Raw genomic sequence first — 14576 nt, forward strand, 5'->3', positions numbered from 1 at the left:
CCTCTCCAAAAAGAAACCCCGCCGGAGCAAGCTCCACGGCGGGGCCAAGGTTCAGGGAGGTGTCACTCCAAGGGGGAAGAGTGACCACATCAATCTAGGGCTCCCATCCGGCAATTCAAGGGCTTGCCGGCCCTCCTTTCCCCGCAACACGCCATCGTCCCCGCAATCGCCACATCTTCATTGACCGTTCAGCCCCCCTCCATCAATCTCACGGCCAGATCGCAACGCCGTGAAAGACCGACAGGTGCCGAAGCCATATTGGGCGTTTCTTCTTCCAACGCTCCTGTTTCCCGCCCCCCTCGTCACCGCCGCCCACGCCGAAACCTATTATGTCGATTCCCGCCAGGGCGACGACAATGCGGACGGCACGGCCGGCAACCGGGCCTGGCGCTCGCTCGCGCGGGTCAATGGCTGGCCGCTCCGGCCCGGCGACCGCGTCCTGCTGGCCGCCGGATCGGTCTGGCGGGAACCGCTGACGATCGCCCGCTCGGGCAGGGCGGGATCGCCCATCACGGTCGGCGCGACCGGCTCCGGCCCGCGCCCGCGCATCGATGCGGGCGGCGTTTCGGAATATGCCGTCGCCGTGATCGACGCCGATCACGTCACGATCAGCGGGCTGGAAGTCACCAACGCCGCCCCCTCGCCGGCCCCGCGCATCGGCATATTGGTGCGCGCCGAAAACCGCGGGGTGACGCGGGGCATCCGCATCAGCGACAATTATGTCCACGATGTCCGCGGCACCAACGACCGCAAGGACAATGGCGGCATCCTGTTCCGCGCCACCGGCCGGCAGGTCGCCACGCGCTTCCAGGACCTCGCGATCGAGCGGAACATCCTGTGGCGCGTCGACCGGTCCGGCATCGCCGGGATCAGCGACCGGGTATCCTTCCTCGACTGGTTCCCCAGCAGGAAGGTGGTGATCCGCGACAATTATCTGGAGGACATCGGCGGCGACGGCATCGTCCCCCGCGGCACGGACGGCGCCCTGATCGAACATAATATCGTCCTCCACGCCGGCAGCCGCGCGCCCGGCTACAATGCCGGCATCTGGCAGTGGAGCACCGACAACAGCCTGATCCAGCTCAACGAGGCGGCCCATACCCGCACCCGCTATGACGGCCAGGGCTTCGATTCCGACTTCAACTCGCGCCGGACGACCTTCCTCTACAATTACAGCCACGACAATGCCGGCGGCTTCCTGCTGATCTGCTCGCCCCGCCGCAACGACAAGGACAATCTGGGCAATCGCGGCACGCTGGCGCGCTTCAACGTCAGCCGCAACGACGGCGCCCGCATCTTCCAGCTTTCCGGCAATGTGTCGGACGCCCGGATCGAAAGGAACGTCATCCATGTCGGCCCGGCGATGGACGTGCAGATGATCGTCGCCACCGAATGGCAGGGCTGGGCGCGCGGAGTCCGCTTCGCGCGAAATGTCTTCAAGGTGGCGGGCACCGCCCGCTACGGCAGCGAGAGCGGGCGCAGCGGCCCCGACTATCTGATCCGGGCCGGCTTCACCCCGGCCGAATCGATCCGCTTCCGGCGGAACAGCTATTTCGGCAGCCATATCGACCTGCCGGACGATGGCGCCGGCCAGACCATCCAGCCCTATCAGGAAATCGCGTCGGACTGGGACGTGCCCAGGTTCGACCCCGCCAGCCCCGACGCTTTCCCCGAATTCATCGACCGCCACCGGAACTGGATGCTGGCGATGCTGGGGCGCGAACTGGGAACCCCCGTCCGGCTCCGGCAACCACGGGCCAGTTCCGCCTTCGAAACCCGCCGCTGACCCGATCCCCCTCCGCCAAAGGCAAAGGAGCCCCGCCCCTTGCGAAGGAAGGCGGGGCTTCAGTTGGGTCGCACACAGGCCAATGCCTGCGGACGGCAATAGGACATAGTTCCGCCGGGAAGTCGATTGCGATAATCTAGACCTGGATCAAGCGCATGGAGGGCCATGACGGCGGAAAAAGGCAACGGCGCGCCGGGTCCGGCCCGCCGCGCCGTCATCGCCGCGTCCCTCGCGCCCCTCCCCCCGGACGGGCCCGGACCGCTCGCTCAGTTCGCCTTGCTCAGATCCACCTTCTCGACCCATTCGGGATAGAAGGTCGGCTCCCGGTTCGACCATCCGACCGCCGTCGCCGCCGCTTCGCTGATCGACTGGAGCAGCGCCCGGCGCTTTTCGGGGTGGAGGTGCGGCAGGCTGGCCGCCGCGCAGAAGGCTCCCGGCAGCCATGGCCGCGATCCTGCACCCAACAGCCGCTCATACAGGAAGCGATAGGCGGAAAAGCTGCACAACCGGTCCTGCCCCAGGTCGAAGGCGGAAACCGTCACCAGCGGCGCCATGAAAGGCTCCATCTGGTCCAAGCCGCTGTCATCGGGCACCCGCGCCTTGATCTCCTCCAGCCGCCCGTAGATCCGCGCCTGCGCGCGAATGCTGGCTTCCTCCACCATGTCGCGCGACCACAGCTTCATGGCGTCGCGCCGATGAAGTCCGATGTCCAGCGATCTTCGGATGTAACGCTGCGTAGCGGCCGGGAAACTGGCGAATTCACGCAACTCCGCCAGGGTAATCGCCCCGTCCGCAGGTCTTGCACTCGTGCCCATGCTTTTGCCCTCCGACTTCAAGTCGTAAGCAGAACATGCGCCCCCGATGGTTACTGCAAGCTTAAGCGCCGGTTCTGCCGACAGACACAGGGAATCATTTTTCCTTGTGCAGCGCAACATGTAATTTTTATGAATGCGCCCAATCGAGTAGCATGAGCCGGTTCGCCGCCAAGCCCCCGCCGGCATTGTCCGGCGGCAGCCGCTTTCCTCCAAACGGGCTTTTCGTGCGAGGCGCTCGAATGCGGCGAATGGCTCATGCGCGCACAACCAAGCTGCCCGATAATCCGCCAGGGCGGAGGCCCGGCTCCCGATCCCTTCAAGCAGGACAGGCCGATCGGCAAGGGCAACCCAAACCCGGTCGCCGCCATGGAGCGCGCCGCGTTAAACCGGATGCAGGCCGCGCGCTCGAATTTTCCGCTTTCGCATCGTTTTCAGCCGCATCCCTTTCAGCGCAAAACACCCATCCACGACCGGCTCAGGACAGGCGTTTCTGCGCGATGCCTTACCCGGCCCTGCGCTCCAGCACCGCGCCGATCATGCTGCGCCATACGGCCACGTCGCCCGCCTGCGCCATTTGCGCATCGGGCTCCCGCAGCGTGTGCAGGATCGCATAGGCATCGTCGACATGGTCCTGCCAACTGGCATCGACTGCGCTCGCCGCATGCGGATCGTCGCCCTCGCCGTTCAGGCTGAGCTGGCGCCCGGCCAGCACGCGGGCAATGCGTTCGATCGCGGGAGTGGCGGAAGTCGGCATATGAAGTGGCTCCTCTCACCTGCGGAGGGCAACGCGCGGCTGCCCTCCCAACCGATCATATCACGATTTCCCCTATCGTCTATCGCCCGTCCTTCCGATCCTCGCCGTCCGGCCGATCCCTGCCTTCAGGAAAACCGGAAGACGGGACCGGATCGCCATGATCGCCCGGCGCGGTCGCCGATGGCGGATCGGATGCATCCATGCTGTCCATCAATCCCTCGTCCAGCTTCTCCTCCGTCGTCACCGCATGGTCCTGCGCGTCGGTAGGCCGCCTGTCGTCGGCTTCCTCGCGGCTGTTGGGCCGAATATCGGTCTTGTCGCTCATCATGCTCTCCTTTTTTGGCGCGCCGGCGCCTCGAACCATGAAACGGACGGCGGCAAGGGCGGGTTCCGCCCGCCGCCCCTATCGACCAACGCATGGAACCCTTCGACCAGCTTCGCCGCCAAGGGGCGACAGACGCCGCGCCTTGTCCTAGACTTTCGCCCATGAGCATAAAAAACGAGGACGGCGAGCCTGGCGTGCCGCCGACGGTCGCACTGTATTCGATATTGGGTTTCTGGTTCTTCTACGCGGTGCTGGTGACGCTGCGCGCCTCCGTCATGGGGTTCGAGGCGCAGGGGGCCATGGCCGCGCGCCGCGCGGTGGTGACGGTGATCGGCATCGTCGTCACCTGGGTCCTCTATCTTTGCCTGCGCCGCTTCGACCGCCAGCCGCTGACGACGCGCATCGTCGCCGCCTTCTCGCTCGCCGCGCCCTTCGCGCTGGCGACGGCGGCGGCCAATTTCTACGTCTTCAACATCTACGACCCGGCCTCGCTGTTTCCTGACGCCGATTATCAGAAATATGCGAGCGAACAGGGCTTCGCCCTGATGCAGATCGTGGAGGACGCGATCAGCCGCTATTTCTTCCTCGCCGCCTGGGCCGGCCTGTACCTCGCCCTCTCCTACGCCAGCGAGGCGCATCGCGTCGAACGCCGCGCCGACCGGCTGGAACGCGCCGCCCAGCAGGCCGAACTGCGCTCCCTGCGCTATCAGGTGAACCCCCATTTCCTGTTCAACACGCTGAACTCGCTCTCTTCGCTGGTCATGAAGGACCGGCGCGACGAGGCGGAACAGATGATCCTCTCCCTCTCCAATTTCTACCGCACCAGCCTAACCGGCGACCCGCTGGAGGACGTATCGCTGGAGGAGGAAGTGCATCTCCAGAAACTCTATCTGGACATCGAAGCGGTGCGCTTCCCGGATCGCCTGTCGACCAGCATCCGCATCCCGGACGCCCTGCTCAATGCCTGCGTTCCCGGCCTGATCCTGCAACCGCTGGTGGAAAATGCGATCAAATATGGCGTGTCGCGCACCTCCAGCCCGGTGACCATCGCCATCGAAGCGCGGGAGGAGGAGGGCATGCTCCACATCAGCGTCACCGACAATGGCGACAAGCCGCCCAGCGAAGCGGACGCGGGCAGCGGCATCGGCCTCGCCAATGTGCGCGACCGCCTGACCGCCCGCTTCGGCGAACAGGGCCGGATCGACTATGGCCCGCGCGCCGGCGGCGGCTTCGCGGTGGACCTGACCCTCCCCATAATCCGCCGGAGCTAGGCCGTATCGACATTCAACTTGAAAATATAAGCGACGTCATGCTGAACTTGCTTCAGCATCCATTTCTCCCCAGCAACCGCAGGTGGGTAGAGGCACAATGGATGCTGTCGCCGCAGCCTGGAGCGTTTTCCAAGCAGATGGAATCATCTGCTGACTCGGAAAACGCGACAAAACAAAAACCTAGAGCAGTCGAGCCGATGCAATCGGATCGGAATCTGCTCTAGGGTACGGAATTTCCCCATCCTTGGCGCAATCCGTGAAAGGTCGAACCCATGCCCATCCGAACGCTGATCGTCGACGACGAACCATTGGCGGTCGAGCGCCTCCAGATGCTCTGCGCCCGCGAACCGCGCATCGCGCTGGTCGGCACCGCCAGCGACGGGGAGGCGGCGCTGCGCCTGATCGAGGGGCTGGAACCGGACCTGGTGATGCTCGACATCGCCATGCCGCTGCTCGACGGCATCGGGGTGGCGCGGGCGACCTCGCGCATGGGCATCTGCCCGGCAGTGATCTTCGTCACCGCTTTCGAAGGTTTCGCGGTGGAGGCCTTCGACCTTGCCGCCGTGGACTATCTGCTGAAGCCGGTCGCCCATGAACGCCTGTCCCGCGCCATCGACCGCGTCGAACAGGCGCTGGGCAACCGCACCGTCCCCTCCCCCGCCACCAGCACGCAGGACGAACCCGAATGGGCGGAGGAATTCTGGGTGCCGCACCGTTCCGAACTGATCCGCATCGGCGCGGTCCAGATCGACCGGATCGAGGCGGAACGCGACTATATGCGGCTGCATGTGGGGGCCAATAGCTATCTGCTGCACCAGACGATCAGTTCGCTGGAAAACCGGCTGGACCCGCAGCAGTTCGTCCGCCTGCACCGCTCCCACATCGTGCGCCGCGACCATATCTCCCGGCTGCGCCACGACGGCAGCGGCGTCTGGTCAGCCTGCCTCGCGGACGGCACGGAAATCCGCATCGGCCGCACCTATCTCACCAACGCCCGCGCCATGGCAGGCCGCTGACCCCTTCAATCCATCGCAGATGGGAAGGGAAACCGCCCAAGACGATGGAGGACAGCGCCCACGGGACGCCGCAACGCTCCGCGCCCACAAAAGGAAAGGCCCGGTGAATTCCGGGCCCTTTTCCAAAAACCGATTGAATAACTCAGGCGCCTGCGCCGACTGGCTTTTACTTGCTCAGATCGGCAAAGCGCTCCCCATTCTGAGCCTTGGCGACGGCAAGGTCCACAGCGCCGCGAACATGCGCGGCTGCAACCTGCTGACACTTCTCGATCGCGGCCGTGGTATCGTTGAGCGGGCAGACCTTTGCCGCGGCACGCCGTATACGGGCATTCAGGACGCGTTGGTCGCTCGTCTTCGACAGGTCCAGATCATGATAGCTGACCTCGACACTCTTTCCGTTGGACTCGAATTCGATGGCGGAAGCCGTGCCAGCGGCGGCCATGGCGGCGAGAGCAGCGGTGAACTTGATGGCGATCATGGCAATTGTCTCCTCAACGCTATGCTTTTGTCGGCCTGGGCCGCGTGGGGCGCGGTGCAGACCTCAAGCGAAGAGAAGAGAAGGCCTCAACAGATCATCGTCTCTGTCTTCGCCCATTTTGTTTAGGCGCATTGCAAATGCATCGCTTTTCGCTTTCGACCGGCGCCTGTCCCTGTCGGCCAACGGCGCTCCCGTCGACCAAATACAGTCTCACGGGGACGAACGACAATTTTACGACAGAAAAACAAACGTTCCGTAGCGTAAAATTACAATCGTTCAACAATTCGCGCACATAAAAACACCCCCGGCGCAAGGGAAAGGCCGGGGGTGCATCCAGGAAGCTGTCGGGCTCTCCGGGATCTCTTTCAATCATCTTGCGGCGATACGGCCCGGGGCCAGTCGATCCATAGCCAGATCGTCGCCATGTCGAACCGCATCATAGCGCGGGTGCGCAACGACCGTTTTCCCCATTCGATGATCCGCCCATCCATCACGCCCGGCAACATCAGCCGTGGACGAACGGACGACATTCTTCCACGAACGACATCACCGCCCCTGCGCGGCGAGCTGCGCCCGCAAATTGGCGAGCGTCCGCGCATCGACGACCGGCCGCTCCGGCGCCTCCTTCCCCTCGCGCAGCTTGCTGCGGTCCTTCTCCGGCGGCTCCACGACGCGCACCCTGACCGGCGCATGGCCCGTCGCCCTGATCCCCAGCTGCTCCGCCGCCCCGCGCGACAGGTCGATGATCCGCCCCCGCCCGGCAAAGGGCCCGCGATCGTTGATCCGCACCAGGATCGTCCGCCCCGTCTCCAGCGCCGTCACCTCGACATAGCTCGGCAGAGGCAGCGTCGCGTGCGCCGCCGTCACCGCCTTCGGCCGAAAGCGCTCGCCATTGGCCGTCCGGTTCCCGCTCTCCCCGCCATACCAGCTCGCATAGCCCAGATAATCATAGCCCGGATCGGCGGCAGGCACATAGGTCACGCCCCTGACGCTATAGGGCTTTCCCACCCGCACCGGCACGTCGCTCACGGGCCGATAGCGCACACCCCCGCCACAGGCCGCCAGCGCCATCGCGACGCCCAGCGCGCCGAACCGCATCCGAACAAAAGTCCCGCTCATCCCCGCCCTTTAACCCAGCCCGGCGCGGGGGCAAAGCCGCCGCCTTTTCCTTTCGCCGCACAGTCCCTATCTTGCGCCCGACCGGCCCTTGCCTCCCAAGAACAAATCTGGAACAACACGCCCCCATGAGTCTCACGCAAATTTCTCAGCAGAGGTCTGCCGAATGCTGACCACCATAAGCGTCCGCGGCGCACGCGAGCATAATCTCAAGGGCGTCGACGTCGACCTTCCGCGCGACAGCCTGATCGTCATCACCGGCCTTTCCGGCTCGGGCAAGTCCTCCCTCGCCTTCGACACCATCTATGCCGAGGGTCAGCGCCGCTATGTCGAATCCCTCTCCGCCTATGCGCGCCAGTTCCTGGAGATGATGCAGAAGCCGGACGTCGAACATATTGACGGCCTCTCCCCCGCCATCTCCATCGAGCAGAAGACGACCAGCCGCAACCCGCGCTCCACGGTCGCCACCGTGACGGAGATCTACGACTATATGCGCCTCCTCTGGGCGCGCGTCGGCATCCCCTATTCGCCCGCCACGGGCCTCCCCATCAGCGCCCAGACGGTCAGCCAGATGGTCGACCGCGTGATGCAGCTGCCCGAAGGAACGCGCTTCTACCTCCTCGCCCCCGTGGTCCGCGGCCGCAAGGGCGAATATCGCAAGGAACTGGCGGAGTGGCAGAAGGCCGGCTTCACCCGCGTCCGCATCGACGGCGAACTCTACGCCATCGAGGACGCCCCCGCCCTCGACAAGAAATACAAGCATGACATCGAAGTGGTGGTCGACCGCCTCGCCGTCAGCGACGACATGGCCACCCGCCTCGCCGACAGCTTCGAACAAGCCCTGAAACTCGCCGACGGCCTCGCCTATGTCGACCTCGCGGACGGCGCCGTCCCCGGCCGCGAGGTCGAAGCGGAATCCACCGGCAACCTCAAGGGCGCAGGCATCCCCGCCAACCGCATCGTCTTCAGCGAGAAGTTCGCCTGCCCCGTCAGCGGCTTCACCATAGCGGAGATCGAACCGCGCCTCTTCTCCTTCAACGCCCCGCAGGGCGCCTGCCCCGCCTGCGACGGCCTGGGCGAACGGCAGGAGTTCGACCCCGAACTCGTCGTCCCCAACGAAGCCCTCAGCCTCAAGAAGGGCGCGGTCGTCCCCTGGGCCAAGTCCAACCCGCCCAGCCCCTATTATATGCAGGTCCTCGGCTCCCTTGCGAAGGAGTTCGGCTTCTCCCTCGACACCCCCTGGGCCGACCTGCCGGGGGAGGTGAAGCTCATCATCCTCCACGGCACCGCCGGCCGGCCCGTCACCCTGCGCTTCGTCGACGGCAAGAAAAGCTATGAGGTGAAAAAGCCCTTCGAAGGCGTCATCGGCAACCTCAACCGCCGCCTCCTCCAGACCGAATCCGCCTGGATGCGGGAGGAACTCAGCAAATACCAGACCGCCATGCCGTGCGAGACCTGCCACGGCGCCCGCCTCAAGCCGGAGGCGCTGGCGGTGAAGATCGCGGGGGAAGACATCTCCATGTCCACCCGCCGCTCGGTGGTGGACGCGCTCGGCTTCTTCTCCACCCTCCCCAGCCGCCTCAACGACCAGCAGAACCAGATCGCCCGCGCCATCCTCAAGGAAATCGTGGAGCGCCTCGGCTTCCTCAACAATGTCGGCCTCGACTATCTGAACCTGGACCGCACCAGCGGCACCCTGTCCGGCGGCGAGTCCCAGCGCATCCGCCTCGCCTCGCAGATCGGCAGCGGCCTGTCGGGCGTCCTCTACGTCCTCGACGAACCCTCCATCGGCCTGCACCAGCGCGACAATGACCGCCTGCTCATCACGCTCAAGCGCCTGCGCGACCTCGGCAACACCGTCATCGTCGTGGAACATGACGAAGACGCGATCCGCACCGCCGACTATATCGTCGACATGGGGCCGGGCGCGGGCGTCCACGGCGGCACCATCGTCGCGCAGGGCACCCTCAACGAACTGCTCGCGCACAAGGACAGCCTGACCGCCGACTATCTGAACGGCGCCCGCCGCATCGAAATCCCGCCCCGCCGCCGCAAGGGATCGGGCAAGAAACTCACCGTCCACAATGCCCGCGCCAACAACCTGCAAAATGTCACCGCCAGCATCCCGCTCGGCACCTTCACCTGCATCACCGGCGTATCGGGCTCGGGCAAGTCCAGCTTCACCATCGACACCCTCTATGCGGCGTCCGCCCGCACCCTCAACGGCGCCCGCATCGTCGCCGGCCCGCACGACAGGGTGACGGGCCTCGAACATTGCGACAAGGTGATCGACATCGACCAGTCGCCCATCGGCCGCACCCCCCGCTCCAACCCGGCGACCTACACCGGCGCCTTCACCAACATCCGCGACTGGTTCGCGGGCCTCCCCGAAGCGCAGGCGCGCGGCTACAAGCCCGGCCGCTTCAGCTTCAACGTCAAGGGTGGCCGCTGCGAAGCCTGCCAGGGCGACGGCGTGCTCAAGATAGAGATGCACTTCCTCCCCGACGTCTATGTCACCTGCGACGTCTGCCACGGCGCCCGCTACAATCGCGAGACGCTGGAGGTAAAGTTCAAGGGCAAGTCCATCGCCGACGTCCTCGACATGACGGTCGAGGATGCGGTGGAATTCTTCAAGGCCGTCCCCCCCATCCGCGACAAGATGGCGATGCTGGCCGAAGTGGGCCTGGGCTATGTCAAGGTCGGCCAGCAGGCGACGACCCTGTCGGGCGGCGAAGCCCAACGCGTCAAGCTCGCCAAGGAACTCTCCCGCCGAGCCACCGGCAACACGCTCTACATCTTGGACGAACCCACCACCGGCCTGCACTTCGAAGACGTCCGCAAACTGCTCGAAGTCCTCCACGCCCTCGTCGAACAGGGCAACAGCGTGGTCGTGATCGAACACAATTTGGATGTCATCAAGACCGCCGACTGGATCATCGACATGGGCCCGGAAGGCGGCGTCAAAGGCGGCGAAGTCGTCGCCGAAGGCACACCGGAGAAGGTGGCGAAGAACGCCCGGAGCTTTACCGGGCGGTACTTAGCGCCGTTGTTGGGGATGGAGGCTGTGGCGGCGGAATAAGAGACTTCCAATGGTGCTCTAGACGATTAACTTATCATGATTTAAATGGCCTATGCTCAAAAAGCTCAGCGTAAAAAATTTTAAATCATGGGCCGAACTTTCCGTTGAATTTCGGCCTATAACAGTTCTTTTCGGGGCGAACTCCTCGGGAAAGAGCAGCATCATTCAATTTCTGCTGCTCTTGAAGCAGACAAAAGATTCAACCAACAGCCAAGCTGTTTTGGAATTTGGCGATTCCTCCACGCCGGTTGAGCTGGGCTCCTATAAGGATTCAATTTTTAGGCATGAAGATGCCCGCAATCTAAAATGGCATCTGGAATGGAGTTTGGACAAGCCTTTATCATTTACTGATACTACGCAGAAAAGGAGGAAAGCCTACAACTTTCGGGAAATCGGGATCAAAGTTGAGCTATTATCCCGCGGTAGAAAAATTCTGACAAACGAGCTTACTTATACGACGAATATGGCCAGCTTTTCCTTGAATAGGAGAGAAGGAAAGCCCGGATATCAGCTAACATCTTCTAACGAAGAGTTATTTAGGTTCGTTCGTTCGATGGGGCGTCCATGGGATTTGCCGGAGCCGACCAAATGCTTTTCGCTGCCTGACCAAGCACAGACGTATTTTCAAAATGCTCAGTTTTTGGGGCTATTCGAGAACGCGTATGTCAACCAAATGGACTCAATTCTGCATCTCGGACCGCTTCGCGAGGATCCGAAGAGACAATATCCATGGTCGGGCTCAACTCCGGCTGATGTGGGTCGCCGGGGTGAACGCACCGTTGAAGCCATTTTAAGTGCTACCGAATTTGGCCTTCGACGGAATCTTAAATACAAGAGCCCTACAAAAAGCTTCCAAGAAATGATTGCTTGGTGGCTTCAAAAACTTGGCCTTATTTACTCTTTCCGGGTTGATGAAGTAGGCAAGGAGTCTGGTCTGTTCCGTGTGTATGTGAAAAAGGGACCACAATCCGTGGAGACGCTCATAACTGATGTGGGCTTTGGCGTTTCCCAAATTCTTCCGATGTTGACGTTACTGTATTATGTCCCGGCGGGATCAACAATTCTGATTGAGCAGCCAGAGATACATCTACACCCCCATGTACAGGCGGGAATAGCGGACTTAGTTATAGCAACTGCTATAAACAGAAAACTTCAGCTCATAATTGAATCCCATAGCGAACATTTTTTAAATCGACTTCTACGGCGAATTGCTGAACGTGAGACCGAATTTGGAAATATAACTCAGAATGATATCGCTTTATTCTTTTGCGAAAATGAAGGAGGGCAATCGAACCTCTCTCCGCTCCAAGTCAACCTCTTCGGGGGAGTGGAGAACTGGCCTAAGGATTTCTTCGGTGATCAGATGGGGGACATAATAGCGCGTGAGAAGGCAGCGTCGATATGGCGGATGAGAAATCGCAATGCTCAGAGTAGTTGATGAGAATGTTTTGGTTGTCGCCAACGACCTTACCAAGGAATCATTGGGACTACCCACAAACTTTCCAGATGCGTCAGAAGAGTGTCGAATTTCTTGCGCTGAATATCTTAGGGATATAGCCGAGAACGGCAGGATTATCCTGGATAGCGAGTCAGAATATTTCGACAAATATCGAAATCATGCTTCATTTTCTGGCCAACCCGGCGTAGGCGACATGTTTTTACGTATGGTTTATGAAAGAGGCTATGTCTCGTCTTGGGCTACCCGTATAACTATCCGTGATGAGAAGGGTTATCTGCTCCCAGATTCTTTCACATCTTCACCATTTGATAACGACGACTATCTTTGGGTAGCAGGTGCTTACAATGCAACCTCAGCGGCAGAAATCGCAAATGCTTGTGACAGCGACTATGACGAGTGCGAGGATGACCTGAACGCCCTTGGCGTCAGAGTAAACCAGCTTTGTGCTGGACGATAGAGGCCCCTTCGGAAGTAGACGATGTCCTCAACCGACAAAATTGAAAACTGGCCCGGCCGCCGCATCGCCTTCAAGAGCTTTGCCGCCGACCTTGCACGCCGCCGCGCCGAACTCGGCATCACCGACGCCGACATCCCCCGCAACAGCGGCACCCGCCGCACCGCCAGCAAGAAGGTTTTGCTCAAAGCCATCAAGGACGCCGGGGGCAATTGGTAAAATCGCCCTCGCCAGAATTGGGTCTACGCTGCCCACATCCTACTCATCCAGACCGGACCAATAGCCACCCTCGCTGATTGGCACCGCCCGACATCGCTGACATTCTCCACCGATGCCCAAACTCGACCCCATCATATCCGAGTTCGCGACGACCGAGGAAGCCGAGGCCTATGATGCATGGTTTCGCGCAAAGGTGGAGAAGTCGCTTGCGTCCGATAAGCCCGGCATTCCTCATGAGGAGGTCATGGCGATGATGAAAAAGATCATCGATCGAAAGAAGCAGGCATGACAAGGTCACTGTCTTAGCGCACATGTTCCGATTTTGTTCTGTCCTACACCTCCTCCCCTGACATATCCTCCCGGCAAAGCACCTAACGGAAAAGGGCCTTGCCATGACCTGCCAATTCCCTCCCCTCCCCACCCCCGCGCAGCAGATCCGCGCCGATGGCTGGAGCCCCGCTCGCCAACGCGCCTTCCTCGAAACCCTCGCCGCCACCGGCATCATTCTCTCCGCCTGTGAAGCCGCCCACATCAGCCCGCGCTCGGCCTATGCCCTGCGCATCCGCCGCGACGGCGCGGCCTTTCGCCTCGGCTGGGACGCCGCCATCCTCATCGCCCGCGCCCGCCTCGCCGACGATCTGCTCGCCCGCGCTCTCACCGGCCATGAGGAGGTGATCCGCAAGGACATGGACGCAGGCGAAATCACCCGCCACCGCCACGACAACCGCCTCGCCATGTCGATGCTCTCCCGCCTCGACCGCATGGCCGACAGCCCGCCGCAGGGCAGCGACGCCGCCCTCGCCCGCGTGGTGGCGCAGGATTTCGCCGCCTATCTCGACATGCTCTGTCCGGAGGATCAGGCGCAGCCCGACCGCCCCGACGCCGCGCCCCAGCCCATGGCCGGCGATGCGGACCACGCCGCCCTGCCCGATCCCGCAGCCCCCGAAGAAGCGCCCGCCATCGAACAGGCCGCCACAGCCTTGTCCCCCGGCGCCTCCGCCGCACTGTTCGTCGCCGCGCGCCTGGCGCTGGGCGAGGGCGGCAAGGCCCCGCTCTTCCCCCTCGATGGACGGTGTGAACTTCGGCCCATTCCGGCCGCTCCGCCGGTCGACCGCGCCAGCTTCCCGCCGGACGAAGCCGCCGCCCGGCTGCGCGGCATCTGGTGGGATGAGGAAAGGGACGGCTGGCGCACCGACTATCCCGCGCCGCCCGGCTTCGACGGCGACGAAAGCGACGCCCTCTACGACATCGACGCCTATGAGCGCGACCTGACGACGGCGGAGGAACAGGCGCTGGCCCTGCGCGTGGAGGCGGAGCGCCGCCCCTATGAACATGCCGCCGCGCGCGCCCGCGACGCCTTTTTCGGCTTCGCCGCGCTGGCGGGAGCAGGATGATCGCACCCGCCGATTTGCTATTCCGCCCCCATGCCCCTATATGGGGAAGGCTATAGTCGCAAATCGACGGTCTTTCGGCGCTTTGCGGCACCAAACTTCCTTCTTTCCCTGCCCCTCTAGCGCAAGGCCCGTCCACACGGGACGCGCCCACGTAAAGAAGGAAATACCCCATGAGCATCATCGGAACCGTCAAATTCTTCAACGCCGACAAGGGCTATGGCTTCATCGCTCCCGATGACGGCAGCCCGGACGCCTTCGTCCACATCTCCGCGGTGGAGCGCGGCGGTCTCGCCACCCTGCGCGAAAAGGACCGCGTCTCCTACGATCTGGAGCAGGACAAGCGCGGCAAGATGGCGGCGGTGAATATCCAGCACGCGCAATGATGCGCCGCTGACAGGCCGGGCGCCGCC

At 62.8% G+C, this 14576-nt stretch carries 16 protein-coding genes; 10 read left to right on the forward strand and 6 right to left on the reverse strand.

The genetic code is table 11. The features are described from left to right. Nucleotides 1-244 precede the first annotated feature (244 nt). Complete coding sequence (locus A8G00_RS01210) at nucleotides 245-1786, forward strand: right-handed parallel beta-helix repeat-containing protein (protein ID WP_253257874.1); 1542 nt, start codon at nucleotides 245-247, stop codon at nucleotides 1784-1786. 266 nt (nucleotides 1787-2052) lie between these two features. Here the strand turns inward: A8G00_RS01210 and A8G00_RS01215 are convergent, their stop codons facing one another. From A8G00_RS01215 to A8G00_RS01225, 3 genes are all read right to left on the reverse strand, one after another. Further along, nucleotides 2053-2601: a hypothetical protein gene (locus tag A8G00_RS01215; RefSeq protein WP_025551523.1), complete on the reverse strand. Its 549-nt coding sequence runs from the start codon at nucleotides 2599-2601 to the stop codon at nucleotides 2053-2055. A gap of 502 nt (nucleotides 2602-3103) precedes the next feature. Next, on the reverse strand, nucleotides 3104-3355 hold the full coding sequence (locus A8G00_RS01220; RefSeq protein WP_102999740.1) for a hypothetical protein: 252 nt from the start codon (nucleotides 3353-3355) through the stop codon (nucleotides 3104-3106). 79 nt (nucleotides 3356-3434) lie between these two features. After that, a complete protein-coding gene (locus tag A8G00_RS01225) occupies nucleotides 3435-3680 on the reverse strand; it encodes a hypothetical protein (RefSeq protein WP_229742423.1) in 246 nt (81 codons plus the stop codon). A gap of 161 nt (nucleotides 3681-3841) precedes the next feature. Between A8G00_RS01225 and A8G00_RS01230 the strand changes: the two genes are divergently transcribed. Then, the gene (locus tag A8G00_RS01230) at nucleotides 3842-4951 is read left to right on the forward strand and encodes a sensor histidine kinase (RefSeq protein ID WP_102999741.1); all 1110 of its coding nucleotides are present in this window, start codon (nucleotides 3842-3844) and stop codon (nucleotides 4949-4951) included. A 272-nt stretch (nucleotides 4952-5223) separates the two neighbouring features. Continuing rightward, nucleotides 5224-5967: a LytTR family DNA-binding domain-containing protein gene (locus A8G00_RS01235; protein ID WP_025552126.1), complete on the forward strand. Its 744-nt coding sequence runs from the start codon at nucleotides 5224-5226 to the stop codon at nucleotides 5965-5967. 166 nt (nucleotides 5968-6133) lie between these two features. On the opposite strand, the gene A8G00_RS01240 is transcribed toward A8G00_RS01235, so the two are convergent. From A8G00_RS01240 to A8G00_RS01245, 3 genes are all read right to left on the reverse strand, one after another. Further along, on the reverse strand, nucleotides 6134-6445 hold the full coding sequence (locus A8G00_RS01240; RefSeq protein ID WP_102999742.1) for a UrcA family protein: 312 nt from the start codon (nucleotides 6443-6445) through the stop codon (nucleotides 6134-6136). Between the two features lie 365 nt (nucleotides 6446-6810). After that, nucleotides 6811-6951 (reverse strand): hypothetical protein, encoded by a 141-nt coding sequence (locus tag A8G00_RS24930; RefSeq protein WP_216365585.1) that lies wholly within the window; start codon nucleotides 6949-6951, stop codon nucleotides 6811-6813. A gap of 40 nt (nucleotides 6952-6991) precedes the next feature. After that, nucleotides 6992-7564: a septal ring lytic transglycosylase RlpA family protein gene (locus tag A8G00_RS01245; protein ID WP_044662614.1), complete on the reverse strand. Its 573-nt coding sequence runs from the start codon at nucleotides 7562-7564 to the stop codon at nucleotides 6992-6994. A gap of 163 nt (nucleotides 7565-7727) precedes the next feature. Between A8G00_RS01245 and uvrA the strand changes: the two genes are divergently transcribed. The 7 genes from uvrA (at nucleotide 7728) to A8G00_RS01275 (ending at nucleotide 14549) form a co-directional block, all read left to right on the forward strand. Beyond that, nucleotides 7728-10640 (forward strand): excinuclease ABC subunit UvrA, encoded by a 2913-nt coding sequence (uvrA, locus tag A8G00_RS01250; protein ID WP_102999743.1) that lies wholly within the window; start codon nucleotides 7728-7730, stop codon nucleotides 10638-10640. A 52-nt stretch (nucleotides 10641-10692) separates the two neighbouring features. After that, complete coding sequence (locus tag A8G00_RS01255) at nucleotides 10693-12078, forward strand: DUF3696 domain-containing protein (RefSeq protein WP_102999744.1); 1386 nt, start codon at nucleotides 10693-10695, stop codon at nucleotides 12076-12078. After that, nucleotides 12062-12556 carry a hypothetical protein gene (locus A8G00_RS24670; protein WP_128830804.1) on the forward strand — a complete coding sequence of 165 codons (495 nt, stop codon included), beginning with the start codon at nucleotides 12062-12064 and terminating at the stop codon, nucleotides 12554-12556. Before A8G00_RS01255 ends, A8G00_RS24670 begins: the two co-directional genes overlap by 17 nt. Nucleotides 12557-12577: 21 nt before the next feature. Further along, complete coding sequence (locus A8G00_RS01260; protein ID WP_025550210.1) at nucleotides 12578-12772, forward strand: hypothetical protein; 195 nt, start codon at nucleotides 12578-12580, stop codon at nucleotides 12770-12772. Between the two features lie 112 nt (nucleotides 12773-12884). Then, nucleotides 12885-13061 carry a hypothetical protein gene (locus A8G00_RS01265; protein WP_025550211.1) on the forward strand — a complete coding sequence of 59 codons (177 nt, stop codon included), beginning with the start codon at nucleotides 12885-12887 and terminating at the stop codon, nucleotides 13059-13061. Nucleotides 13062-13164: 103 nt separating this feature from the next. Further along, on the forward strand, nucleotides 13165-14166 hold the full coding sequence (locus A8G00_RS01270) for a hypothetical protein (RefSeq protein WP_102999745.1): 1002 nt from the start codon (nucleotides 13165-13167) through the stop codon (nucleotides 14164-14166). A 170-nt stretch (nucleotides 14167-14336) separates the two neighbouring features. Continuing rightward, nucleotides 14337-14549 (forward strand): cold-shock protein, encoded by a 213-nt coding sequence (locus tag A8G00_RS01275; protein ID WP_007684722.1) that lies wholly within the window; start codon nucleotides 14337-14339, stop codon nucleotides 14547-14549. Nucleotides 14550-14576: the final 27 nt, after the last annotated feature.

The sequence above is a fragment of the Sphingobium sp. SA916 genome (assembly GCF_002894065.1).
Lineage (GTDB): Bacteria > Pseudomonadota > Alphaproteobacteria > Sphingomonadales > Sphingomonadaceae > Sphingobium > Sphingobium fuliginis.

Excerpts from the sequence above, each read along its gene's own strand:
- A8G00_RS01215 (WP_025551523.1), bottom strand. The coding sequence starts at position 2,601 with ATGGGCACGAGTGCAAGACCTGCGGACGGGGCGATTACCCTGGCGGAG.
- A8G00_RS01220 (WP_102999740.1), bottom strand. The coding sequence starts at position 3,355 with ATGCCGACTTCCGCCACTCCCGCGATCGAACGCATTGCCCGCGTGCTG.
- A8G00_RS01225 (WP_229742423.1), bottom strand. The coding sequence starts at position 3,680 with ATGAGCGACAAGACCGATATTCGGCCCAACAGCCGCGAGGAAGCCGAC.
- A8G00_RS01230 (WP_102999741.1), top strand. The coding sequence starts at position 3,842 with ATGAGCATAAAAAACGAGGACGGCGAGCCTGGCGTGCCGCCGACGGTC.
- A8G00_RS01235 (WP_025552126.1), top strand. The coding sequence starts at position 5,224 with ATGCCCATCCGAACGCTGATCGTCGACGACGAACCATTGGCGGTCGAG.
- A8G00_RS01240 (WP_102999742.1), bottom strand. The coding sequence starts at position 6,445 with ATGATCGCCATCAAGTTCACCGCTGCTCTCGCCGCCATGGCCGCCGCT.
- A8G00_RS24930 (WP_216365585.1), bottom strand. The coding sequence starts at position 6,951 with ATGTTGCCGGGCGTGATGGATGGGCGGATCATCGAATGGGGAAAACGG.
- A8G00_RS01245 (WP_044662614.1), bottom strand. The coding sequence starts at position 7,564 with ATGAGCGGGACTTTTGTTCGGATGCGGTTCGGCGCGCTGGGCGTCGCG.
- uvrA (WP_102999743.1), top strand. The coding sequence starts at position 7,728 with ATGCTGACCACCATAAGCGTCCGCGGCGCACGCGAGCATAATCTCAAG.
- A8G00_RS01255 (WP_102999744.1), top strand. The coding sequence starts at position 10,693 with ATGCTCAAAAAGCTCAGCGTAAAAAATTTTAAATCATGGGCCGAACTT.
- A8G00_RS24670 (WP_128830804.1), top strand. The coding sequence starts at position 12,062 with ATGCTCAGAGTAGTTGATGAGAATGTTTTGGTTGTCGCCAACGACCTT.
- A8G00_RS01260 (WP_025550210.1), top strand. The coding sequence starts at position 12,578 with ATGTCCTCAACCGACAAAATTGAAAACTGGCCCGGCCGCCGCATCGCC.
- A8G00_RS01265 (WP_025550211.1), top strand. The coding sequence starts at position 12,885 with ATGCCCAAACTCGACCCCATCATATCCGAGTTCGCGACGACCGAGGAA.
- A8G00_RS01270 (WP_102999745.1), top strand. The coding sequence starts at position 13,165 with ATGACCTGCCAATTCCCTCCCCTCCCCACCCCCGCGCAGCAGATCCGC.
- A8G00_RS01275 (WP_007684722.1), top strand. The coding sequence starts at position 14,337 with ATGAGCATCATCGGAACCGTCAAATTCTTCAACGCCGACAAGGGCTAT.